Raw genomic sequence first — 23,465 nt, forward strand, 5'->3', positions numbered from 1 at the left:
TTTTATCATCAAAAATTTCTTGAACAACAAAAAAATGATAAACTCATTTCAAAAGAAACGAAATGGAGTTATTTTAAAAATAATGTTGTTGCCTATTCCATACTTCAAGCGCTTATATGGATAATCATCTTCACAGTTATTTTCTTAATAACCACCAGTTCAATACTAATTAATTAAATTTTAAAACCTAACCCAATGAAAAAACTAATTTTAATACCAGCTTTATTTTGTCTTTTTATGCTAAACGTAGCATCTACATGTAGTTCTGATGATGACGATAATTCCAATGGAAATAGTCCATCGACTTCAACAGTAACTGATAATACAACTTCTGGAACTTGGCGCGTAACTCTTTTTCAAGAAGACGGTTCAAACCAAACCAGCAATTTTAATGGTTATAATTTTTCAATAAATTCCAATGGAACTATAGTTGCCGTAAACGGCTCAACAACCAAAAATGGAAATTGGTCAACCTATTCAGACAGTGGCTCTACAAAGTTTGATATTGTTTTTCTAGACAACAATGGACCATTTGAAGAAATCAGTGAAGATTGGAGAGTGTTGTCTTCTACAACATCAAAACTTGAACTAAAACACACCAGTGGCGGTGACGGAAGTGTTGATTTCTTAACTTTTGAAAAAAATTAAATCTTCCAATTTTAATTTTGATTACTAATGATGCCAGCTTTTTTAAGCTGGTTTTTTTATTTCAACAATTCAAATTTTTCCAACTTTGTTACTTGGCAACTTTCTAACTTTAAGTTATCTTTGCAACTTCATAAAACAAAGCATTGCATTATGTTCAATAATTTAAGTGAGAAACTAGATAAAGCATTACATATCCTAAAAGGACATGGAAAAATTACAGAGGTAAACGTAGCCGAAACCCTAAAAGAAGTTCGTCGTGCTTTGCTTGATGCCGATGTTAATTTTAAAATTGCAAAAGATTTTACCACTAGAGTTAAAGAAAAAGCTATTGGGGAAAATGTTTTAACTACTCTGCAACCTGGGCAATTATTAGTCAAAATTGTAAAAGATGAATTGACGGAATTAATGGGTGGAGAAGCTACAGGAATTAACCTTTCTGGAAATCCTTCTGTTATACTAATGTCTGGACTTCAAGGTTCAGGAAAAACAACTTTCTCTGGAAAATTAGCTAATTATTTAAAAACAAAAAAAGGAAAAAAACCACTTTTAGTAGCTTGTGATATCTATCGTCCTGCAGCTATCAATCAGTTGCATGTAGTTGGAGATCAAGTTGGAGTAGAAGTATATTCTGAACCTGAAAACAAAAATCCTGTTGATATTTCTTTAAAAGCAATTGCTTATGCAAAAGCCAATGGATTTAATGTAGTAATTGTCGATACAGCTGGTCGTTTGGCTATTGACGAACAAATGATGGACGAAATTGCCAATGTTCATGCGGCAATAAAACCACAAGAAACATTATTTGTAGTTGACTCTATGACGGGTCAAGATGCTGTTAATACGGCAAAAGCATTTAATGATAGATTAAATTTTGATGGAGTTATCCTTACTAAATTAGATGGTGATACTCGTGGTGGAGCAGCAATTTCGATTAAATCGGTAGTTGATAAACCAATCAAATTCATCGGAACTGGTGAAAAAATGGAAGCTATTGATGTTTTCTATCCTTCACGTATGGCTGATAGAATTCTCGGAATGGGTGATGTTGTTTCCTTAGTAGAAAGAGCTCAAGAACAATATGACGAGGAAGAAGCTAGAAAAATTCAAAAGAAAATTGCTAAAAATGAATTTGGTTTTGATGATTTCTTAGCCCAAATTCAACAAGTTAAAAAAATGGGTAATATGAAAGACTTAGTCGGAATGATACCTGGAGCTGGAAAAGCATTGAAAGATGTTGAAATTGAAGATGATGCTTTCAAACATGTTGAAGCCATAATTTATTCAATGACACCAAAAGAAAGAACAAAACCATCAATCATCGATATGAAAAGAAAAACCAGAATTGCAAAAGGTTCTGGAAGAAAATTGGAAGAAGTAAATCAATTGATGAAACAATTTGACCAAATGAGCAAAATGATGAAAATGATGCAAGGTCCAGGAGGAAAGAATATGATGAAGATGATGGGTGGAATGAAAGGAATGAGATAATAGTAAGACGCGTTTATTCGCGTCTTGTTTTTTTACAATAACTACACAACACAACTACAAATGGAATTATTAGACGGAAAAAAAGTCTCTAACGATATCAAAGCCGAAATCACACAGGAAGTTAACAAAATGAAAGCCAACGGTGAGAAAGTACCACATCTAGCCGCAATTATTGTTGGTAACGATGGAGCAAGTTTGACCTATGTTGGAAGTAAAGTAAAATCGTGTGAATTGGTAGGTTTTGAATCTACCTTGATTAAAATGCCAAGTACAACTTCAGAAACTGAATTATTGAAAAAAATTATTGAGTTGAATGAAGACGACAACATTGACGGTTTCATAGTGCAACTTCCGCTGCCAAAACAAATTGATACCCAAAAAATATTAATGGCAATCGATCCAAGTAAAGATGTAGATGGTTTTCATCCAGAAAATTTTGGAAAAATGGCTTTAGACATGACGACTTTTATTCCTGCTACACCTTTTGGAATTCTAGAGTTGCTTGAACGATATGGCGTTGAAACTCAAGGAAAACATACGGTTGTAATTGGAAGAAGTCACATTGTTGGACGACCAATGAGCATTTTGATGGGAAGAAAAGGTTTTCCAGGTAATTCTACCGTAACGTTAACACATAGCTACACAAAAAACATAGCACAAATAACTACACAAGCTGATATTATCATCACAGCACTAGGTGTTCCAAATTATCTTAAAGCGGAAATGATTAAAGACGATGCCGTTGTTATTGATGTTGGAATCACTCGAGTTCCTGACGAAAACGATTCAAGAGGTTATCGAATAACTGGTGATGTTGACTTTGAAAATGTTTCCAAAAAAGCATCTTACATTACGCCAGTTCCAGGTGGAGTTGGACCAATGACAATTGCTATGTTGCTAAAAAACACATTATTGGCAAGAGAACAAAAACGACTTTTACAATAAATTTAAAATGGTAAATAGATTTCTATTTACCATTTTATTATAGCACTTGCCCAAGTAAATCCGCTTCCAAAAGCAGCTAAGACAACCGTATCTCCAGATTTGATTTTTCCTTGTTCCCAAGCTTCAGTCAGCGCAATCGGAATTGAAGCTGCCGTTGTATTTCCATATTTTTGGATGTTGTTATACACTTGTTCATCCGTTAATTTGAATTTTTGCTGAATAAATTGTGCTATTCTCAAATTGGCTTGATGTGGAATAAGCATATCAATATCAGAAACCTGCAAGTTGTTAGCTTGTAAGCCTTCATTGATTACTTCGCTAAAACGAACTACAGCATTTTTGAAAACAAACTGACCGTTCATGTAAGGGAAATAACTTTCATCAGCTGGATCATTATCTGCTATGATATCTGTAATCCATCGACCACCCATTCCTGGAGCTTTTACAATTAACTCTTCTGCATGTATTCCTTCGGAATGTAGATGTGTTGATAAAATACCTTTGGTTAGGTCTTCTTCTCGGCTTACAATTGCTGCTCCAGCACCATCACCAAAAATAACTGAAACACCTCTACCGCGAGTTGTCATATCTAATCCTGTTGAATGTACTTCGGAACCAATAATTAGAATGTTTTTATACATTCCTGTTTTGATATATTGATCAGCAACGGATAGAGCGTAAACAAAACCCGAACATTGATTTCTTACATCCAAAGCACCAACAGTTTTTAGTCCTAAATCTCTTTGGACTAAAACGCCTGGACCAGGAAAATAATAATCAGGACTCAAGGTGGCAAAAACTATAAAATCGATTTCATCTTTTGAAATTCCTGAACGTTCAATGGCTATTTTAGCGGCTTTTACTCCCATTGAAGTGGTTGTGTCTTCGCCTCTGATGATATGTCTTCTTTCTTTTATTCCGGTGCGTTCTTGAATCCATTCGTCGTTGGTGTCAATTATTTTTGATAAATCATCATTAGTTACGACATTGTCAGGAACATAAAAACCTAATCCTGTTATTTTTGAATGATACATAGTCTTTTGTTATATGTGGCAAAAAAAAACAGTTTGCGAATCCAAACTGTTCTTTTTAGTTATTTTTTTAATTATGCTGATTGGTCATCAATAGTTGCATCAGGTGCATTTTTTTTCACTGATTCAATTCCGTTTTCGCGAGCAGCAACACTTTCATACATTTCGCTATTTCCAATTATTTGACCGTTAGTAGCTTTTAGATTGAAATAAGGTTTTCCATTTGAAGATTCTTTTCTATCGTATCTTGCATCTTCTTGCGAATTCTTTCTAACTGATTCTATACCGTTTTCACAAGCTGCTTTAGTTGTATATCCTTCGCTGGCTAAAATTGTTTGACCGTTTCCAGCTTTTAAATTGAATTGAAATTCACCATTTGTTCTTTTTGTAATTACAAATTTCCCCATGTTTAATTATTTAAGTTTGACTTGAAAATTGAAATATAAAATTACTATATTTTTCTTTAAAAATCATTTTAAAAGAATTAATTTTTTTTACAAACTTTAAAGGATTGCTATTATTTGCTACCCTTTTTTATGTCATCAATAATTTTTAGATGGTGTTTTGTGTGAAGTTTCAAAAAGTATAGCGTTTCTTTTAAATTCAAATCATTAAAATGAGGATGTTTGAAGAATGATTTTGAATTTAGATTTTGAATTTCGGTGCTACTTTTTTTAGCGGTTGCCACTTGTGAAAGTAAATCCTCTTTTGTTATTATTTCAAAACTTCTGACGGCTTTAGGTGCTTTAGCTTTTCCTCTTGGAATAAAACCTAGCAAGAAAATCAATTCTTTCATTAGGTTAAATTTCTTTTTGTATTCCTCAGGATTGGAGTTTTTCAATACCGCAATTACACCATTTAGCACTTTTAAACTATGGTCAATATGCCAACCAACAGCTACTTTTGAAATAGTTAAATCAGTTAGATTTTCAAATTCAATGTTGGCTTCAAGTTGATTTATTAGTTCATCGATTTCTTTCATTCACAATTACTTTTTGTTTTTTCCGCTTTTGTATTGAAACTTTTCAACCACTTGAATTTTAGGAGCTTTTGCCTTTGGTTTTGGCTTAGCGTTTGTCGTTGGTTTGCTTTTTACTTCCGTTTTTGGTTTGGCATCAGGTTTTGCTTTGGCGGCGATGTTTTTTCTAACTTCGGCTTGGTTTTGTTTGATAACATCCATTGCGTTAGTTGGATTTTCTTTTGTGCCACGAAGATAAATAACTAGTCCGTTGAGGAAGTTGCGCAATACTTGATCACCACATTCCACAAATTTTGGATGGTCAGCATTTCGAAAAAAGTTACCTATTTCTCCTTTTGACATTCGGAAATCTACAAGCATTAGAATTTCTTCTATTTGATCATCGCGCAACTGTAGTGCTACACGTAGTTTTTTAAATATATCGTTGTTGTTCATTTTAATTTATTTAATTGTTATTTCTTTTTTAAATCGTTCTGCAAATTTTGCCGTAAATAAATCGGCTCCCGTTTTATTTAAATGACTGGCGTTGTAAAAGTAGTCTTTATTATAACTAATACTATCAGAAGAGTAATCCCAAAATGGAATAGCGTATTTTTTGCTTAACTTTTTATACACATCAATTACTTTGTTTCGGTCTTTTGCAAACTTTTGACCATCAATATATTCAGGTGTGTAAACAAGTAATAAAGTAGTGTTGTTTTCTCTACATTCAATGATAAACTTTTCTAATAACTCTTCACTAGGTTTATCAATTGTGATAACGTAAGTGTCATTTTTTGCTGCTGCTTTTTTTAAATCAGAATTCCAAACTCTATTTCTTCCAACATATCCTTTTGTTCTTGTTTTTTCGTTTGGGTTTTTTGTTCCTCTCCAGTAGGAGTAAGCTTCTTTTAGCACTTCTTTTTCACCACAATAACGCACCATTGGAATATAATAATCAAAGAAATCATAACCTTCATAGGTAGAAGTATATTTTGCCATATTCGAATTCCAAAGCATATAAGGTAGAAATTGCTCATATAAATACAAGTTTTTTCTTTTTTGAATTGAAAAGATATCAACCGATAAAATAATGATTTTTGATTTTTTATTGTGTTTGTTGTATTCCAAGTTGCGCATGTATTGTAACCAAAAGTTGTGACCATCATGACCAAAGTTATAGACTGATTGGTTAGTTTTTTTTTCGATTATTTCAGAATTAAAATGAACCATTGCTCTTGATGAACCATATATGGCAATATCACAAGATGCTTTCCCACTGTAGATGTCGTTCATCACTTCCATCTCGCCGTTATAGTCGTTTGATTTTTTTAGATAATTAGACAGTATGAAATCCAATGGAATTGATAAAACCATCAGTGGAAGTGCAAAAAGGAATAGTTTTTTAAGAAACTTTTTCATCTTTAGAATTGAAAATAAATAAACTGTTGTTCTTTTCCTCCGTAGAGAAATAAAAGTAAAATCACACCATAATAAAAACTATAACGAACAGGTTTGTACCATTTTACGCCAAAGTTCTCAAGAGCATATTTTCCCTCGCGACCGTTCCATTCAATTAAGATGAATATAAACAAAAGATAGAGAAATTGGAAACCAATTTTTGATAACATTTGATAGGTTTGTACATAAAATTTGTAATTGAAAATATTGGTCGTCATATCTGTAATATAATGTAGCGCATGACCTAGGTTTTCGGCTCTAAAGAATATCCAAGCTATTACCGTTAAAGTAAAAGTGGTGAGCATCATTGCGAATTCTTTTAGTGATGGAAAGTTTTTTCCTTTAGCTACAATGTCTAGGTTATTTCTGTTGGAATTTGAAAGTAATAATGGTAAAAAGTAAACTGCATTTAAAAATCCCCAAGCGATGAATGTCCAATTGGCTCCATGCCAAAACCCACTAACGATAAAGATTATAAAAGTGTTTCTAACTTTCATCCATGTGCCGCCTTTGCTTCCGCCTAATGGAATGTAGAGATAATCTCTGAACCAGGTGGAAAGCGAAATGTGCCAACGACGCCAAAACTCAGCAATATCTCTAGAGAAATAGGGGAAAGAAAAATTTTGAAGTAATTCGATGCCAAACAATCGAGCAGTTCCTAAAGCAATATCGGAATAGCCCGAGAAATCGCCATAAATTTGGAATGTGAATAAAACAGCTCCAAGGAAAAGCGTGCTACCCGAATAATCGTCAGAGTTATTGAAAATCAAGTTGGCATAAATGGCACATTGGTCGGCGATGATTACTTTTTTGAACAATCCCCAAAGAATTTGTTTTAAACCATCAACGGCTTTGTTGTAATCGAATACGCGTTCTCTTTGAATTTGTGGCAATAAATGCGTTGCTCTTTCGATTGGTCCTGCTACTAACAGCGGAAAGAAACTAACAAAAACAGAATAGTCGATGAAATTCTTTTCGGCTTTTATTTTTGAGTAATAAATATCAATTACATACGACAATCCATGAAAAGTATAGAACGAAATTCCAACAGGAAGTATTACGTTTAAGGTTATTGGACTAGTGTTTATGCCAACTTGAGCTAAAGCTTCTGCAAAAGAAGTGGCAAAGAAATCATAGTATTTAAAAACGCCCAGAAAACCTAAGTTGATACTAATACTGAGCCAAAACCAAAATTTCTTGGCGGTTTGGTTCTTTGCTTCTTCCATTTTTAAACCAGTAAAATAGTCTAGCAGCGTGGAAAAAACCAACAGAAAAAGAAAACGCCAATCCCAGCAAGCATAGAAAAAATAACTGGAAACAAGTAAAAGTATGTTTTGAGCTTTGATAGATTTGTTAGTAACAAACCAATAAAGTAGAAATACTAACGGAAGGAATAGCGCAAAACTGATGGTATTGAACAGCATTTATCTTTCTTTAAAGTTTTTTAAAAAAGCCAAAGGTAAGCGTTTTTGAAATTCTCACGCCATAATTTTTCGTTGTGTTGTCCGCCTTTGATGATTACTTTTTTATTTAATTTTTTGCATTCACAACGTTTGGAGTTGACCCATTGGATGACGTTTTCCATGTCGGGAATGACATCAGCATCGCCTTCGTTGTCGCCACAAAGGAAGTAAATTTTGGTTTTGTAGTCTTCGGTTTTTGTCATGAGTTCGTTTAGTTCTTTTCGGTTGAACCAAAAAGCAGGCGAGAAGCAACCTACTTTCCCAAAAACTTTTGGATATTTTATCGAAGCGTAAAAAGAAATTAATCCGCCGAGTGAACTGCCAAAAATGGCTGTGTTTTTAGCACTGGTTTTGGTTCGATAGGTTTTGTCAACATGAGGTTTTAATGTATTGACTAAAAAATCCAAATACTCATCGGCTTTTCCACCGCCATATTTAACATGTGGAAAAGGTGTTAGTTCTTCAATTCGTTTGTCGCCGCCGTGTTCAATGCCTATGACGATTACTTTTGCCTTGATACTGTCTAAGGTTTCATCTACGTTCCATTCTCCAACATAGGACGTTTTGGCATCAAACAGATTTTGACCATCGTGCATATAAATCACGGGATATTTTTTGGTTGTTTTGTCATACTCTTCGGGTAGATAGACCCAAATTTTCTTTTTGGTTTTCAATTGTGGCGCATCGATAGTAAAGGTAGAATACCGCTGATTGGTGTTTGTTTGCTGCGCATAGGTTAGCAAAAAACTTAAAAAGCAAAAAAGGACGAGGAGAAATTTCACAGTGTTTATTTATTATTTTTAACAAAAAATTATATTTTAGCTAAAAATAATAAATTGATGAATAAGCAAGAAGAAAAAATAGCTTTATTATCGGATATGATTGCTTTTGCTATTGTTGATGGCGAATTGCACGAAAGAGAATATCTATTTCTATCGATTATTGCCACTGAACTTGGGATAGACAAGACGCAATTGAACCAACTTTTTCATGAAGAGCACAGAAGCGAAGTAATTAAAAGTGAGTTTGAACGCATTCAGCAATTTTATCGTTTGGCTTTGTTGATGCATTGCGATGGTGTGTTGCACGAGCGCGAGCATATAAAAATCCACGAAATTGGGATTAATATGGGTTTAAATCCTCATGCCATCAAGCGCGTATTGAAAGCTATGGAAACTTCACCAACCAAAATGATTTCTCCTGAGTTTTTACTGGAAGTATTTCATGAGCAGCTAAATTAGATTATTAGATAGTTAGATTTTTAGACAATTAGATTTTAGAAGATATATAAAAACCCTGTCGCTGGTAGTGATAGGGTTTTTTAGTTTTATATTTTTGGAAAATGTTTTGAGTATGGATTGTGAATCCGCGCTATTGGGGTTGTATGCTAATCCTCTGACGAATCAAACAATTCTGGCTTTCCATATTTTACGTACTTTTCAAAAAGATTTAAAAAATATTGTGCAATTAATTCTTTTGACTTTGTTGAAGGCGCTAATAAATCGACGTTATCATTATCAATCGCATAGATGAAAACATGAAAGTCTTGACTTTTGTCCAGATTGGTCGCAGTATTAAGGTTTAATCGAATAGTGACCTGGTTGGCGCTCCAATTGTTATTGTATGTTTTATATTCATATAGATTTCCGTTTATTATTGGCGCTTTAAAATCCTGTTCTAATGCTTTTAAAAAATTGTCAATTTTATTGGGCGTTATTAAAGTTAAAGAATATGTTTTTGAACTATCCGGATTCGTTGAATATCCGTCAATAAAAAGTTCGTTTATGCTCTGCGCCAAAGCTAATTGTGATGTCAAAAATAAGAATAGATTTAAAATTAAAGATTTTACAAGATTTTTCATTTATCTCTGTTTTTTTTGTTTTATGTTAGTGACTTTTGTTATTGATTATGGTTTACAAATCCCCACTATCGGGTTTTAATCTTTTATCACACCATATTTAATTCCATTTAGAAAAAAGAAATTTTTGATTAAATCAATTTTTCCAGTGCAAAATTCTCCAAAATTACTTTTATTAAAAATATGATATCCAAGACATGAAAAACAAATTTCTATGTATTCAATAACATTATTCTGTTTATCCAGAAAAACAATTGCATTTCTAGGGTCATAACAACTAAAGGCAAGATTTGTCATGTTTTTTTTAGGATTATAATTAAAATTATAAAGTAAGTCAGCTAGTTCAATAATTTTTGGCAATTCGAGAGTTTTAATTTCCTTTAGGTTTTTAAGATTTAATTTTTCACCGATGCGCGCAATGCTATCAATGATGGGATGTTTTTCATTGCCATTCTCGTCAATATAAATTGTATTATCATAAGTAAAAGAAACTAATTGAATAGTAATTGTTTCATTTAACGGAAAATTAGTTACTAGTTTTTCAAAAGGAGTATTTTTTGTTTTTTTACAATTATAATCAGGATCAGTGTCGTTAATTATCGGCTCAAAATTTTGAGCAAAACTTAAGTTTGAAGTTAAAATTAATAAACAAATAATAATTTTCATAAATAACGTTGTTTTAGTTTTTGCAAATCCTTGCTATTCGGTTTAATCTTCACAACTTAAAACGTGTATAGCATATTTTTCGCCATTCACAATTTTATATTCTTTTGAGTTAGCAATTTTTATAATCGAGTCGCCAACTTCAAAAGAATAATACTCAGGAAATCCTTTGACTTTTATTGTTTCGGATATCGTCAGACTTATCCAGTTATTCATTCCTTTTACATGAGCTCGCGAATAACCAGATTTACGATATACTTGGTCAATAATTCCTTTTAAAGCGTATGTTTTTGTTTTGCATTTATAAGCATTCGCTTCGCTATCTTTTACGGATATGGAATACCAACAAAGAAATATAAATATCGCCATCAATACTAGAATGAATTTAGATTTGATTGTTCTTTGCATTGAACTGTTTTTGAGGTTTTGTTAGCAATAAAACGTAACTTTTAAATAGGTATGATAACTGTCTTACTTATCCGATAGCGTTTATATAATGGCGCAAAGTCGGGAGACTTTGCGTAGCTTGGGTTTATAAGCAGTTAATCCTCTGCTTTATATTTGTTAATAAACAATTGGTCGCCATTTGTTGTCTGATGTTCAATCATGAGATTATTTTCCAGAAGCAAAATCAATGAACCATCGTAATATTCTTCAGAGTCCCTTTGAATAACTTTGGTTACTTTTTTTCCAATAACATTAAAATTATTTTGAACTTCCCAAGCTGATTTCTCATATGAAGTCAATTTGTCTTTTTTTGTCCAATCCAAAATCTCGTGAGCTCCTAATTCAAAAAGGTCTGAACCGTCAATCTCTATCACTATATCAAAATAAGAAGCAGGTCCAGGAATACCTTCTTGAACAAGTGAAGGTTTTGTCTCGAAAATGTTTGTTAAAGTTCGTCCTATTAGCTCTTGTGGGTTCATTTGTTTAATTTCTTATAACTTGTATATATGCGCTATCGGGTTTTATTTTGATTCTTCTTTTTCAAAATTCAAACCTGCTTTAAAAACTTCTCCAGTATCTATTACCCGTTTAGTAAAATAAAGTTCACTAATTTCTGGTTTTATTTTTGAATATTTTACTCTGTAAAATTTATTAATAGGGCAGCTGATTTTAGGATCAATCACTACACAGTTAACAAACTTTACATTGTTTACATAATACTTGTATTTAATACAATTTTTCTGTCCATCGGCAAAATTATATTTTATTGTTTTGCCAACAGTATATCCATATTCACTACTGAGGTAATTTTCATGTTTTGAACTACTATATATTGAATATAAAATTACAATAGCACAAATTATAAACATAAAATTCTGTTCTCTAATTGTTGCTTTTATTTTATCCAATTTTATTTTTAATTTAGTTTAACGTCCTTGATAACGTTTATGCAATGACGCAAAGTCATAAGACTTCACGCAAAAGGTAAATATAAAAAAAAATCCTCAAAATTACTTGAGGATTTTAAACAAGAGAACAGAAATCACAAACGTAATTTCTGTTCTTATCAACAACTAACTCAAATTAAATCAATTATTCACACCATACTACTAGGGTAACTTCTATAGTATTGTCTTCGTTTAACAAACTGTCCGATAGAGTAACTGTTGCTGAACTTGTTCCACAAAAATAATCTTGAAAAGAACCAAAAATATAAGTTCCTGGCGCTAAATTGTAAAAGCAATTTCCATAGCCATAATCTTGATCACTTGGATTACCTGTATAAAAATATTCTCCTGTGGCTTCATTTTGAGCATAAAATCCAGCGTTGTAAGTAGATGGATTTCCATTATTATCAACTATATTGATGCACACATTATAGGTTTTGATTTGGCTAATGATGGCGTTTACATCCGTAATAATTTTGTTAGCTTTATTAAATTGTCTTGTTAAAGAACTTCTCAAAGGAGCAACTAAATTAAGTGCAAGAGTAGTATTATTACTAGTTACAGCCGCAATCATTTGATTGGTTAAATTGAAAGTAACAAAATCATTCTCATCAATAATTTGGTCGGCAGTAGTTAAAACCACTGTGGCATCAAATTGAATAGCCGATGCTGCACTTGCAGTGTTTACATAAGTAATAACATCATTTGCATTGGCATCTCTATTATTGTAAGCAGCGTTCATGTTGTTAGAGAACGAAGTTACATTTGGATTTCCTAAAACAGTTAATTGTTTGACCAATAGGTTAATCGCTTTTCTAGAGTTGGTTACTTGCACTTTAATGTCTTCCGCAACAACTTTAGCCTCATTTAAATTTTGTTCTGCTACTGATTGAGCAAAAGTTTGTCCGAAGACCAAAAACGTTAGTGATAACGCATAAAAGATAATTTTTTTCATGATGAATAAGGTTTTGATTATACTGTGTCAAAGTTAGCATGACTTTCTAATTTTATATCCTTTTTTAAATTATCTAATGGTTAAAAATCAATGAGTTAAAGGTGTAATTGTTGTTGTTTTATAAATAGTAAAATGATGTAATTTTAATGTAGAAGAGGTAGTTTTGAGGTTTTGTATAGCATGCGCTATTGCTTTACATATAAAAACCCTGTCGTTGGTAGTGACAGGGTTTTTTAGTTTTGTGTTTTTGGGTTTTGTTTTTGGTGATGGATTGTGAATTTGTGCTATTGGGTATAATCCCCAACGTTTAGGCATTTTTAATTAACTATAAGCATATTCATAGTCAACTACCAATTCGTTTTTCACATGCCATATACCTGAAGTTTTCCAAGCAATTCGACCAGCTTCTTCTCTTTGATACCAAGAGTCAACTGTTCCAGTTAAAGTAACTGTTGTTCCAGATACTGATACGTTAATATCACTATCATCAACTGACCAGCTTCTGCGAATTGCATCTTCAACATCTTTCTTTTCAATCGCATCTTGACTTTCCGATTTGATTTTGATATTGTTGGTTACACCCTTAACACCCATCAAGTAATTAACTGCACTTTTTGCAGCTTCTTTTTGATAGTTCCAAGGTAGTTCACCTTCCAAAGTAACCCAGCCGTCTTCCACTTTTACAGTAATCTTGTCATTAGGAACTGCCCAGTTATTTTTTAAACCAGTCAAAACTTCGTTTGCAATTTCTGCATTTGTTTTTGTCCATGTGTTCGGAAATTTCACTTCAATTTTTTCAACCAAGGCTTTCACTCCGATAACTTTTTTGGCTGCATTTTCTGCTTCCAATTTTTTTGCATAGCTGTCTACCACACCTGTCAAAGAAACAACTCCGTCTTTTGCTGTAACTCCAATTTCTGCAGCATTTAATAACGGTTCCCATTTGATGGCGTTCTGAACGTCTGTCTGTAATTCTGAATTGTTTTTCATTCTGAATTTTTTTTACATTGTGAATGAATTTTCACAACAGCACAAAGGTTAAGTTTATTGTTACCTAGAATGATACACAATTAAAAATAAGAGTTATATCATTCTCACATCAAGCAAGACTGAGATATATAAAAACCCTGTCGCTGGTAATGACAGGGTTTTTTAGTATTGTGTTATTCACTTTTGTTTCCTGTCACGTATTGCAAATCCTCACTATTTAGGCATAAAAACCAAAAAACTTAGGTATAAGAACCAAGTAACATAGGTATAAAAACCAAGTAAATTATGTAAAAGAACCAATAAAGTTGGTTAAAATAACTAACATAGTTGGTTAAAAGAACCAACTGACTTAGGTATAAGAACCAAGTAAATTAGTTATAAGAACCAATAAAGTTGGTTAAAAGAACCAACTAACTTAGGTATAAGAACCAACTAAGTTGGTTAAAACAACCAACTAATTATACTATTTGTGCTAACTGACGATAATTTGAGCGTCAATGTGCTTGAAAATATAAATAGGACAGTAGGAAAGTGTGCTACTTTTTTGCGGACAATAAAAAACCCAATAACGAAAGTTATTGGGTTGTGGATACGGATTGTAAATTTGCGCTATTGAGATTTTGTTTGCGGGCACGGATTGCAAATCCGCGCTATCGGGTTGTATCTTCTTATTTTTTAGAATTTAAGATTTGAGCTTGTTCAAGGTTTGAATAATGTAAAATATGTGATTTAAATAAGGTTTTATTTGATATAGCTTGAGATATACCAGCTAAAAACATTTGAATATGGTCAAATTTATTTAATTTATTTATTCCTTCAAAATATGGTGTAGATGCATATTTATTTAGTCCAAAAGTTAAATACGAATATTCAAATGTTGCTCCAGAATTTATGTTTACATTTTTATTTATAAACTCTGTTCTTTCTGGTTCTTGTAAATTTTTAAAGCCAAAACTATAAGCAAAATAACCTTGCTCAATTGAAAGAATAAAGTTGTGCCAATATTTACGATCAATACCTTCATAAATTTTTTCAAAATTTATATTGTTAAGTTCAAAAGAAGCTTCTTTAAAAACTAAAAAAGATACAGGTAAATCATATTCCGTACATTTAGGGTTATGTTGTTTTTTAACAACACCATCAATATCATCCGATAATTTTTTATTTTCAGCTAAAGTTCTCAAAGCTTTTGAAAAATTTGTATGATCAAGTTTTGATTTTACTTCACCAATAGCAACAACACTTTCAATAGTAAAGAAATTAATAAAATTGTCATCTAATATTGGTAAATCCTCGTTATCATAAATGATAATATCACATTGTTTGCTAACACCTTCTTTAGAAGTAATTATAAATCCATCGGAAACTTTATATTGAGTCAACATTTTTAATAATTCCTTAATTGAATTTTCCCTATATCTCCCAAATTCTCCAGGATGAATTAATTTTTGAGTTTCGTTATAAAATAATGATTTGCTATCGTCAACAAATGTTGAAACAAAGTTTTCAATTTTGCGTGTTAAAATAGTATCAAAAATTTTGTTGCCCATATTTTATAGGTTAGAGTGTTGGATAAAATTAAATTTGAGCTATTGATGTATCAATTAAATGCTTAACATTTATTAAAAAGAATATTGTACAAAACAATATAATGTTAATACAGATCCAATTAAGCCACCTACAACTAGTCCTTTGTTAACTTTCATTTCAATTCCTGTCACTCCAAATTTATTATTTCCGCTTCCATCTTGTACACCACTGTTGTAAAGTGCTCGAGTGTTAATTAATATGTATGGAATTAAAATCAATATAATTGGTAATAAATCATATTTGTTTTCTGAATTTTTTTCCAATAAAACTTTTGAAACTAAAAAAACTACTGTAAATGGAATTATTAAACCTGCTATAAATCCACCAATTTTTGATTTATTAGAGTTAAATATAGCACCTATTATTCCTCCAATAATTACTGAAATTATCCAACTAGAAAAAAATATTAATATGTATTTTAAGTAAATCATTTTATTTTAATTTATTATCTCAAGTTTTTGAATGTAGCTACAAAATCACTGCTAACTTATAAATTTGGTTAAAATATATAATCAATGCAGATAATTTAGTTATACAAGTATTTTACTTTACAATGCTACCAAATATATAAAATTATTTTAATCATTAATTAATCCCTTTTTAAATTCAAATCAAATAAAGTGTTTTTATAAAAAAATGTACCACGGAGCATTTCCACGAAGATTTTACTTCGCATGCAATGTTCGTAATAACGCTTTCACTTCTGTAGCTTTACGATAGTATTATGATAATCTATGAGGTAATAATACTGTAAATCAGTCAGTTAAAAAATTGTTAAAACGGTCAAAAATTCAGTTTTTGGGTATTGATTTGGGTGAAAATAAGTCAAAATGTCTTTGTTTTTGGATTGGTATGTAATTTGTTTTTTGGAGAAGCATAACTAATACATGTTTAATTTAAAATATACAATTATGAACTTAATTAAAAGAAACACAGTACCCTTTCCATCACTTATTGATGAATTATTAAAACCAGATTGGTTGGGAGGAATTCAAAATTTTAGCACCAATGTGCCTGCGGTAAATATTAAAGAAACCGACACAAGTTTTGGCATAGAATTGGCTGCTCCAGGAAAGAAAAAAGAAGATTTCAACATCGAAATTGATCACAATGTATTGACTATTTTCTCTGAAAATAAATCAGAGAGCGAAGAGACAGAAGGAAAATATACTAGAAGAGAATTTAGTTATTCGTCTTTTAGAAGAGCGTTCACCTTACCAGAAAGTGTAAATACGGAAAACATCAATGCTACTTATGAAAATGGTGTTTTACACGTAGCACTTCCAAAGCGAGAAGAAGCGTTGCCAAAACCAAAACGATTAATTGAAATTGGGTAAATAGTTAGGTTAGATTGAAAAAAGCGTTCAGGGATGAACGCTTTTTTTATGGGTATAAATTATATGTTTTGGATGGATATCCTTCTTTTTTCTTTGAGTGCTTTGAAATGTGAAGGTGTTAGTCCCGTTGATTTTTTGAATTGTGCCGATAGGTGCGCAACGCTGCTGTAGTGAAGCTTATCGGCAATTTCAGAAAAAGTATGGTCGCCAAAAATAATGAGTTCTTTTACGCGCTCAATTTTTAATGCAATGATGTATTGCTCAATAGTAGTCGCTTCTACTTCTGAGAAGAAATTAGCAAGATAGGTGTAGCTGTTACCCATTTGTTCAGAAAGTAGCACCGAGAATTTTACGTTTGGTTTTTCCTCTGAGTTATAGACATAATCCACCATGATTTGTCTAATTTTTTCAATGAGTACGCCTTGTTTTTTTTCTAGAAGTTCTAATCCTACTTTTTTGATGATGGTGTTAAGTTTTCTTTTCTCGTCGTCGGTCATTTCTTGCTTGGTTTCTACTTCGCCCATGTCAATTTTTACGGTACTAATTTCTAACTCTTCTAGAGCTTCTTTAACAAAGACTTTACAGCTTTCGCAAGCCATGTTTTTAATATAAATTTTCATAAATGATGTTTTAATGTATTGGAATAGGGTATAGTTGCTCAACAATTGAGCAATGATTTTTTTGATTGATTGACTTTGGGTATTACTTCTCTTGGGAGTTTTTTGAGAAAAGCTTGGGTTGGGTATATCGTCTTTTGGGTATAAACAACTGATTTTAGTTTTTTGGCTAGAGTTGTTTTATTGCTGACGTACTCAAATATAGTGAAAACTAACCAGTAAAGTGGTGTTTATGTCGAAAAGATGGTTTTGAGTTGGCTAGAAAGTAGTTATCAAGTATAAAAAAACTCCTCAAAAAGGGTTTTTCTTTGAGGAGTTTTTTATGAGATTGTATTATTATCGACTTAATTTTTCTTCTATTTTTTTCAATCGTTCTTCTAAGTTTTCATTTTGGGTTTTTAGTTTGTTGTTTTCTTCTTTTAGTTCTTGAATGGCTTTTACCATTGGTGCTATTAGATCGTTATAGCGAACGCTGAGCATTCCTTGATCGTCTTTAGTAATAATTCCGTTGTTGGTTGCGCCAGCTTCATTTAAAGTTTTGTCCAATTCTTGAGCAATGAAACCGTATTCTGTTTTTTGGGTTTCGTCGTTTTTTCGAGTGTAAAAAACAGGGTTTAGTTTGTTGATAAAATCCAATCCTAAATTTGATGGTTTGATATTGTCTTTCCATCTACTATCGGATGTTACAGACCACGCCACTTGAACTCCGGCATAAGCAATATTTACATTTCCCATTCGGATTTGATTGTTGTTAGCTGCAACGGGTACTGTTGCACCTGTACCAATACCAATATTGTTTCCGCCAGTGGTTACGTTTGATAGTGCATTCCAACCGACTGCTACATTTTGATCGGCAGCAGTTAAAGAAGATAAAGCATCTACCCCAATAGCAACGTTGTATAGTCCAACAGAAGGTTGTAAAGCTCCAATTCCAAAAGCAAGATTGGTTTGACCTAAATAACCGATATTAGTACCGTTTCTTCTAAAACTAACGTCGACATTATTAGTCGAACCAATAAAATGAGTTCCAGCGGTGATGCTGTTTCCTGTTAATGACCATACAGCCGATCCTAAGACAGTGCTTGGATTTTGCCAAGAAAGATTTCCAGAGCCATCGGTTTGCATGATTTGACCGTTGGTTCCGCGAGCCATCGGGAAAACGTAGTCGTCAATACCTAAATTGACGTTTGAGCCAATGGCTACTTTACCATTAAAATAACCAGCATAATTATTTCCTGATTTTAATACTTGAGCAAAAACACCAAAATGTTGTCCTCCAGCTGTAGGACTGATATTTGAAAAAACTCCATATTTTGCTCCATTACCACTACCGTTAAGTATATTACTAGTACCACAATGAACACCATTACCTGAGTTTGTTATTACAGTTGAAACTCCACTTGCTCTAAAACTTGTATTTCCATCTATATAATTATCATTTCCAGTAACAAGAGCATCTCCATTGGCTGTCAAGTTATTTTTTAAACCAATAATAACACTGGTTGAGGAAGCATTTATTAAATTTTCTACACCATAAATATTATCTGGTGTACTTATGTTTGTAGATAATTGATTTCGCATACCAATTTTTCCTCCTGTTTTTCTACCGCCAATGATATTCTGTACGCCAAAACTTCCTCCAGAGCCACCATCAGGTGAATTTATTTCAGTAAAAACTCCAGTTGCTTCAAGAGTACTGTTATTAGTCATTCTATTCTCAATACCGTGTGTTGTTCCTGTTGAACCTAGCGGATTTGTAATTTGATTGTAGACGCCTAAAGTTAAATCGCTTCCTGTATGCGTCAGAGTGTTGCTTAAACCATATAAAAAACTATTACCAGATGCTTGAAAGTTGTTTTCAAAACCAATTTTAGAACCTAAAATTCCAGAAGCAGCAGTATTTCTAACACCAATTTTAAGTCCGTTTCCAGTTCCTAAAAATGAGTTTCTAATACCATAAGCTTGGTTGTTATTATTTATAGTCATGTTATTATCAAGGTTGGAACTAGTTCCTGCACCAGAGTTTTTAATCAAATTATTAGTTATTCCAATGTTTTCGTCGATGGTTTGAACATTGAGTTTACTGGTTGGTATTTCTGTTCCTATACCAACATAGCCGCCATTTTCGGGTACAATTACAGCATAATTATTAGATGCTTGAGTAGCTCTAAAATAAGCAGCTACATTTGTGGCTGTATTTATACCATTAGCATGAAATTCAGCATTACGATAAATTTCATTTGTTCCTCCATTTGTTGACGTTGTACTTACAACAAAAGTAGGAGACACATAACTACCACCAAATATTGAACCTGACGAGTTTGTCTTTTTAATCCAACCTGTTATATAGGGTGAATTATCTTCAATTTCAAATTTTGCATTTGGATTATTTACACCAATGCCTATATTTCCAAAAGCAGTCATCTTGAGTAACGGTCTATTATCTGTTCCAAAAAGAAGATCTTCGTAGTCTGAAGTACCAATAAAATTCTCTGTTGCTGAAAAATTGCTTCCAAATAAAGTGGTCGGATTTGTTCCAGCATTACCTGTTAATGACCAATTATTTACTGTATTTCCAGAAATAGCTGTCCATTGTGAACCATTCCAATAGTAAAATCCCGCTACTACATTATTAGGTACTGTTCCAGCCGCAGCGATATTATAAACTAATGTTGAGGTTTCTAATGGACCAGCATTGGGGTTGACTACTGTTGTTGCATCTAGTGTAGAAGTTAGTTGAACACGAGGAATTAACATTCCGTTATTGGTAGATTCTACATCTAAAGCGGCTTTTGGTGTTGTGGTACCTATACCAACTTGAGCTAAAGATAGAAAGGGAAATACAAGAAGTAGCGTTAGAATTTTTTTCATGTTTATTTCTTTTTAAAAGTAGTTTTAACGATTAGTTTATTTTTGTTAATGACTCTCAATTCGTAGTCGCCTTTTTCAAGATGATTTACATTGATGTATATTTTCTTGTCAAGAAACTGATTGATATTTGCTTCATATTTTGCGTTTTCTTTCTTTGACATGTAACCTTTGTTTTTCGTTAATGTAAAACTAGGATAAGCACAAAAAAATCCCTGTGACTATTGTAACAGGGATTATGATATATGTAACATGGTGTTACAAGTCAATAAAATAAAGGGTTAAGCGAGAAGTTTTAGTTTCTCTCTATGTATTCTGTTGGGGTACAATGATACATTTCTTTGAAACATTTTGAAAAATAAGACACATCATTAAACCCAACCGAGTAAGCAATTTCAGAAATAGTACCGTTGCCTTGTTTAAGTAATTCGGTGCTAACTTTTAATCGTTCGTTTCTTAAAAACTCCGTTGCAGAAACTCCCAATAGTGATTTTAGTTTTCGGTGCAATTGCATTCTACTCATGCCAATTTCTGTAGCAAAATCTTCAGATGAAAACTCGGAGTTCGACAATTGTTTTTCGAGAACTGTTTGTAGTTTTTCAATAAATTTTTCATCTACCGAATTGATAACAATATCCACAGGTCGTAAAACCAATTCTTGGCTATATCGTTTGTGAAGTTTTTTGCGTTCTTCTATTAGTTGTACTACTGTTGCTTTTACAATGTCGTTATTAAATGGTTTGGTTAAGAAAGCATCGGCGGTGCTTTTTAATCCTTCAAGATGTGCTTCGTCTGAAGTTTTTGCGGTGAGTAAAATGACTGGAATAAAGGATGTTAGTTCGTTGTTTTTAATTTTTTTGGTAAATTCAAATCCATCCATTTTGGGCATCATTACATCACTGATAATGCAATCTGGAATTTCTTTTTGGGCTAATTTCAAAGCAATTTCGCCATCAGCCGCTTCCAGAATTTTATAGTTGTTTTTAAAAATGTCTTTCAGCACAGAACGAATTTCAGTATTGTCATCAACCAATAATAGTATTGGAAGTTCGCTATCGTTATCAATAGAATTGGGAACGATTTGTTCGTCAGGTTTAGATGAAATTACGATTGCATTTTCATTTGAAATGGATAATGGTAATTGTACAATAAACGATAATTTACCGTTTTCTAAAGTTGTTTCAATTGTTCCTTTATATAAGTCAATCAATTCTTTCACTAGTGCCAAACCAATTCCAACACCTTGATTGGTTTCATTTTTTTGATAAAATCGCTCAAAAAGTTTTGGTAAATCTTCTTTTTTGACATCACTTCCAGTGTTTGAAATGATAAACTTAAAATTAGTTTCCGTTTCTGATGAAGTAAAAGTAATTGTTTCATTTTTATTTGAATATTTGAAGGCATTCGAAACTAAATTGGTTATGATTTTTTCAACTACATCTTTGTCAAATAAATGATTTGTGGTGTTTTTTTGGATATTTGAAATAAAATGAATTCCTTTTTCTTTGGCTTCAAATTCAAAAGGTTCTATGATAGAATTTAAAAATGAACCAACGTTTCCGTCTTTTAAAATAAGCTTCAAGTTACCACTGTCAATTTTGGATAGTTCAAGAAGTTGATCAACTAATTCTAACATTCTTGAAGAATTGGTATCGATTAACTGCAATTTGTTTTTTTGATTTTCATCTGATAGTTCACTTTGTAAACTTTGAACCGGACTTTTAATCAATGTCAACGGAGTTCTAAATTCGTGTGAGATATTGGCAAAAAAGCGTGATTTTAATTCGTTTAATTCTTTGAGTTTTTGTGCTGTTTTGATTTTATTTCGATAACTGTAGAACAAACTTCCACCAATTAAAACGAATAATCCGAGTAATCCAATGTAGATGTATTTTTGTTTTTGTGCTAATTCGTTTTGGGTTGAAAGCAGTTTGATTTGTTGTTCTTTTTTCTCGGTTTGGTATATAATGTCTTGCTCGTTAAGGTTCGCTAAGTTTGTTTTCTGGTTATATTTTTCTTGATAAAAGTCTTTTTCACTGATAGCTTTAATAGCGCTTTCATAGTTTTTAGTTTTTTTATAATAATTGATGTCTGTATTGTAAACATCCAAAAAATCTAAAGTAACTTCTTGTTTTGATAATAGTTTTTTAGCTAAATCAATGTCTTTTTTTGCGGCTGAAAAATTATTTTTCTTAAGATTAATTTTTGCATTATTGTTTAAAGAGTTTACTAAATAAATTGTGTCATTTTTTTTAGTGAATTGTTTAATAGCCATTTCAGTAAAAAGACTTGCGTTCTTTAAGTCGTTGATTTCTTGATAGTTTTGCCCTAAAAGAAGTGCGATGTCATATTTGAAAGAAACAGTGACGGCAGTATCTTTAGGGTTCAATATATTAGTTAGATAACTCAGTGATTTTTTATAATTTTTTCGCTTTAGTTCTATTTCACCTAGTCGAAAATTTGAGTTTACATAATTAACAATGTTTTTATTTTTTTTAATTAATTGGTCAGCTTGTTTTAGGTAATAATCGGCTTTTTTGTAATTTTTTAAATCAGTGTAAAATAATGCTATTTCTTGAAGATCATTGATTTTTATACTTATATCATCAGGTTCTTTGAAAACAAAATATTTTTGGGCTAATAAAAAGTTTTTAAGAGCTAAATTGTTGTATCCCATTTTTTTGTACAACTTTCCATAGAGATAATAAATACTATTGTAATAATCGGTGTAGTTTATTTTTTTTGTTAACTCGAAATATTTTTTTAGTTCCAAATCCGCTTCATTCATCTTATTTTTATTTATATAATGATTGATGAAATGCATCATAGCGATGGAGTAAAAGTTATAATCTTTAATGCGATAGGATCTTTCAGTACTTTTTTTAAAGAGATTTATAGTCTCATCTTCTTCATTTTTAGTTATATTGTTATGTTTTGCTTGTAAAAAATCGGCCATTGCTTCACATTTTTCACATGAATTATTTTGATTTTGTTTGTAAAGTATATTTATCTTTTTTTGAGCTTCCTCTAAATCGGTAACATATAAAATTTGAACTAGTTCTCTATAATTATCAACTTTAATCTGAGTGTCTTTTGTTGTAGAAATAATTTTATTTAAAGAATCAATTTCTTTTTCATATTGTCCAAAAGAAATCAATGTGAAAAATAAAAGTAGAAAGAATATCTTTTTCATAAAAAA

At 31.8% G+C, this 23,465-nt stretch carries 25 protein-coding genes; 5 read left to right on the top strand and 20 right to left on the bottom strand.

The annotated features are described in order from the left end of the window. The first annotated feature begins 195 nt into the window (after positions 1-195). From BC748_RS13715 to BC748_RS13725, 3 genes are all read left to right on the top strand, one after another. Positions 196-648, top strand: a complete 453-nt coding sequence (locus BC748_RS13715; protein WP_133534065.1) for a hypothetical protein — start codon at positions 196-198, stop codon at positions 646-648. A 150-nt stretch (positions 649-798) separates the two neighbouring features. Then, positions 799-2,136, top strand: coding sequence for a signal recognition particle protein (gene ffh, locus BC748_RS13720; RefSeq protein ID WP_133534066.1), 1,338 nt, complete (start codon positions 799-801; stop codon positions 2,134-2,136). A gap of 60 nt (positions 2,137-2,196) precedes the next feature. Then, a complete protein-coding gene (locus tag BC748_RS13725; RefSeq protein ID WP_133534067.1) occupies positions 2,197-3,081 on the top strand; it encodes a bifunctional 5,10-methylenetetrahydrofolate dehydrogenase/5,10-methenyltetrahydrofolate cyclohydrolase in 885 nt (294 codons plus the stop codon). Between the two features lie 26 nt (positions 3,082-3,107). On the opposite strand, the gene BC748_RS13730 is transcribed toward BC748_RS13725, so the two are convergent. The 7 genes from BC748_RS13730 to BC748_RS13760 all read right to left on the bottom strand — a co-directional run bounded on the left by BC748_RS13730 (position 3,108) and on the right by BC748_RS13760 (position 8,776). Further along, complete coding sequence (locus BC748_RS13730) at positions 3,108-4,115, bottom strand: 3-oxoacyl-ACP synthase III family protein (protein ID WP_133534068.1); 1,008 nt, start codon at positions 4,113-4,115, stop codon at positions 3,108-3,110. A 71-nt stretch (positions 4,116-4,186) separates the two neighbouring features. Further along, positions 4,187-4,519, bottom strand: a complete 333-nt coding sequence (locus BC748_RS13735) for a YegP family protein (protein ID WP_133534069.1) — start codon at positions 4,517-4,519, stop codon at positions 4,187-4,189. A 110-nt stretch (positions 4,520-4,629) separates the two neighbouring features. Then, the gene (locus tag BC748_RS13740) at positions 4,630-5,094 is read right to left on the bottom strand and encodes a DUF1569 domain-containing protein (protein ID WP_133534070.1); all 465 of its coding nucleotides are present in this window, start codon (positions 5,092-5,094) and stop codon (positions 4,630-4,632) included. A gap of 6 nt (positions 5,095-5,100) precedes the next feature. Then, positions 5,101-5,526, bottom strand: coding sequence for a DUF1456 family protein (locus BC748_RS13745; RefSeq protein ID WP_133534071.1), 426 nt, complete (start codon positions 5,524-5,526; stop codon positions 5,101-5,103). 6 nt (positions 5,527-5,532) lie between these two features. Beyond that, positions 5,533-6,492 carry a hypothetical protein gene (locus tag BC748_RS13750; RefSeq protein WP_133534072.1) on the bottom strand — a complete coding sequence of 320 codons (960 nt, stop codon included), beginning with the start codon at positions 6,490-6,492 and terminating at the stop codon, positions 5,533-5,535. Between the two features lie 2 nt (positions 6,493-6,494). Next, entirely contained in the window at positions 6,495-7,955 is a 1,461-nt protein-coding gene (locus BC748_RS13755) for an MBOAT family O-acyltransferase (RefSeq protein ID WP_133534073.1), read from the bottom strand. Positions 7,956-7,975: 20 nt separating this feature from the next. Continuing rightward, entirely contained in the window at positions 7,976-8,776 is an 801-nt protein-coding gene (locus tag BC748_RS13760) for an alpha/beta hydrolase (protein WP_133534074.1), read from the bottom strand. Between the two features lie 57 nt (positions 8,777-8,833). On the opposite strand from BC748_RS13760, the gene BC748_RS13765 reads away from it, so the two are divergent. After that, positions 8,834-9,235: a TerB family tellurite resistance protein gene (locus BC748_RS13765; RefSeq protein WP_133534075.1), complete on the top strand. Its 402-nt coding sequence runs from the start codon at positions 8,834-8,836 to the stop codon at positions 9,233-9,235. A gap of 146 nt (positions 9,236-9,381) precedes the next feature. Here BC748_RS13765 and BC748_RS13770 read toward each other — a convergent pair whose 3' ends face one another. The 9 genes from BC748_RS13770 to BC748_RS13810 all read right to left on the bottom strand — a co-directional run bounded on the left by BC748_RS13770 (position 9,382) and on the right by BC748_RS13810 (position 15,875). Next, a complete protein-coding gene (locus BC748_RS13770; protein WP_133534076.1) occupies positions 9,382-9,855 on the bottom strand; it encodes a hypothetical protein in 474 nt (157 codons plus the stop codon). Positions 9,856-9,930: 75 nt separating this feature from the next. Next, positions 9,931-10,518 carry a hypothetical protein gene (locus tag BC748_RS13775; protein ID WP_133534077.1) on the bottom strand — a complete coding sequence of 196 codons (588 nt, stop codon included), beginning with the start codon at positions 10,516-10,518 and terminating at the stop codon, positions 9,931-9,933. Between the two features lie 42 nt (positions 10,519-10,560). Beyond that, positions 10,561-10,923, bottom strand: a complete 363-nt coding sequence (locus BC748_RS13780; RefSeq protein WP_133534078.1) for a hypothetical protein — start codon at positions 10,921-10,923, stop codon at positions 10,561-10,563. Between the two features lie 134 nt (positions 10,924-11,057). Further along, positions 11,058-11,441: a hypothetical protein gene (locus BC748_RS13785; RefSeq protein ID WP_133534079.1), complete on the bottom strand. Its 384-nt coding sequence runs from the start codon at positions 11,439-11,441 to the stop codon at positions 11,058-11,060. A gap of 42 nt (positions 11,442-11,483) precedes the next feature. Continuing rightward, the gene (locus BC748_RS13790) at positions 11,484-11,870 is read right to left on the bottom strand and encodes a hypothetical protein (protein WP_133534080.1); all 387 of its coding nucleotides are present in this window, start codon (positions 11,868-11,870) and stop codon (positions 11,484-11,486) included. Between the two features lie 184 nt (positions 11,871-12,054). Beyond that, complete coding sequence (locus BC748_RS13795; protein ID WP_133534081.1) at positions 12,055-12,864, bottom strand: hypothetical protein; 810 nt, start codon at positions 12,862-12,864, stop codon at positions 12,055-12,057. A gap of 321 nt (positions 12,865-13,185) precedes the next feature. Continuing rightward, positions 13,186-13,854, bottom strand: coding sequence for a BON domain-containing protein (locus BC748_RS13800; RefSeq protein ID WP_133534082.1), 669 nt, complete (start codon positions 13,852-13,854; stop codon positions 13,186-13,188). Positions 13,855-14,522: 668 nt separating this feature from the next. Next, entirely contained in the window at positions 14,523-15,404 is an 882-nt protein-coding gene (locus BC748_RS13805; protein ID WP_133534083.1) for a DUF6602 domain-containing protein, read from the bottom strand. A gap of 72 nt (positions 15,405-15,476) precedes the next feature. Further along, the gene (locus BC748_RS13810) at positions 15,477-15,875 is read right to left on the bottom strand and encodes a hypothetical protein (protein WP_133534084.1); all 399 of its coding nucleotides are present in this window, start codon (positions 15,873-15,875) and stop codon (positions 15,477-15,479) included. 480 nt (positions 15,876-16,355) lie between these two features. Between BC748_RS13810 and BC748_RS13815 the strand changes: the two genes are divergently transcribed. Further along, on the top strand, positions 16,356-16,781 hold the full coding sequence (locus BC748_RS13815) for an Hsp20/alpha crystallin family protein (RefSeq protein WP_133534085.1): 426 nt from the start codon (positions 16,356-16,358) through the stop codon (positions 16,779-16,781). A gap of 59 nt (positions 16,782-16,840) precedes the next feature. Here the strand turns inward: BC748_RS13815 and BC748_RS13820 are convergent, their stop codons facing one another. From BC748_RS13820 to BC748_RS13830, 4 genes are all read right to left on the bottom strand, one after another. Beyond that, positions 16,841-17,401: a helix-turn-helix domain-containing protein gene (locus BC748_RS13820; protein WP_133534086.1), complete on the bottom strand. Its 561-nt coding sequence runs from the start codon at positions 17,399-17,401 to the stop codon at positions 16,841-16,843. A 333-nt stretch (positions 17,402-17,734) separates the two neighbouring features. Further along, the gene (locus tag BC748_RS13825; protein ID WP_133534087.1) at positions 17,735-20,269 is read right to left on the bottom strand and encodes a tail fiber domain-containing protein; all 2,535 of its coding nucleotides are present in this window, start codon (positions 20,267-20,269) and stop codon (positions 17,735-17,737) included. Positions 20,270-20,271: 2 nt separating this feature from the next. Beyond that, the gene (locus BC748_RS14235) at positions 20,272-20,430 is read right to left on the bottom strand and encodes a hypothetical protein (RefSeq protein WP_162846479.1); all 159 of its coding nucleotides are present in this window, start codon (positions 20,428-20,430) and stop codon (positions 20,272-20,274) included. Between the two features lie 131 nt (positions 20,431-20,561). Further along, positions 20,562-23,459 (bottom strand): response regulator, encoded by a 2,898-nt coding sequence (locus tag BC748_RS13830; RefSeq protein WP_133534088.1) that lies wholly within the window; start codon positions 23,457-23,459, stop codon positions 20,562-20,564. Positions 23,460-23,465 lie beyond the last annotated feature (6 nt).

This window comes from Flavobacterium dankookense (assembly GCF_004362665.1).
GTDB classification, from domain to species: domain Bacteria; phylum Bacteroidota; class Bacteroidia; order Flavobacteriales; family Flavobacteriaceae; genus Flavobacterium; species Flavobacterium dankookense.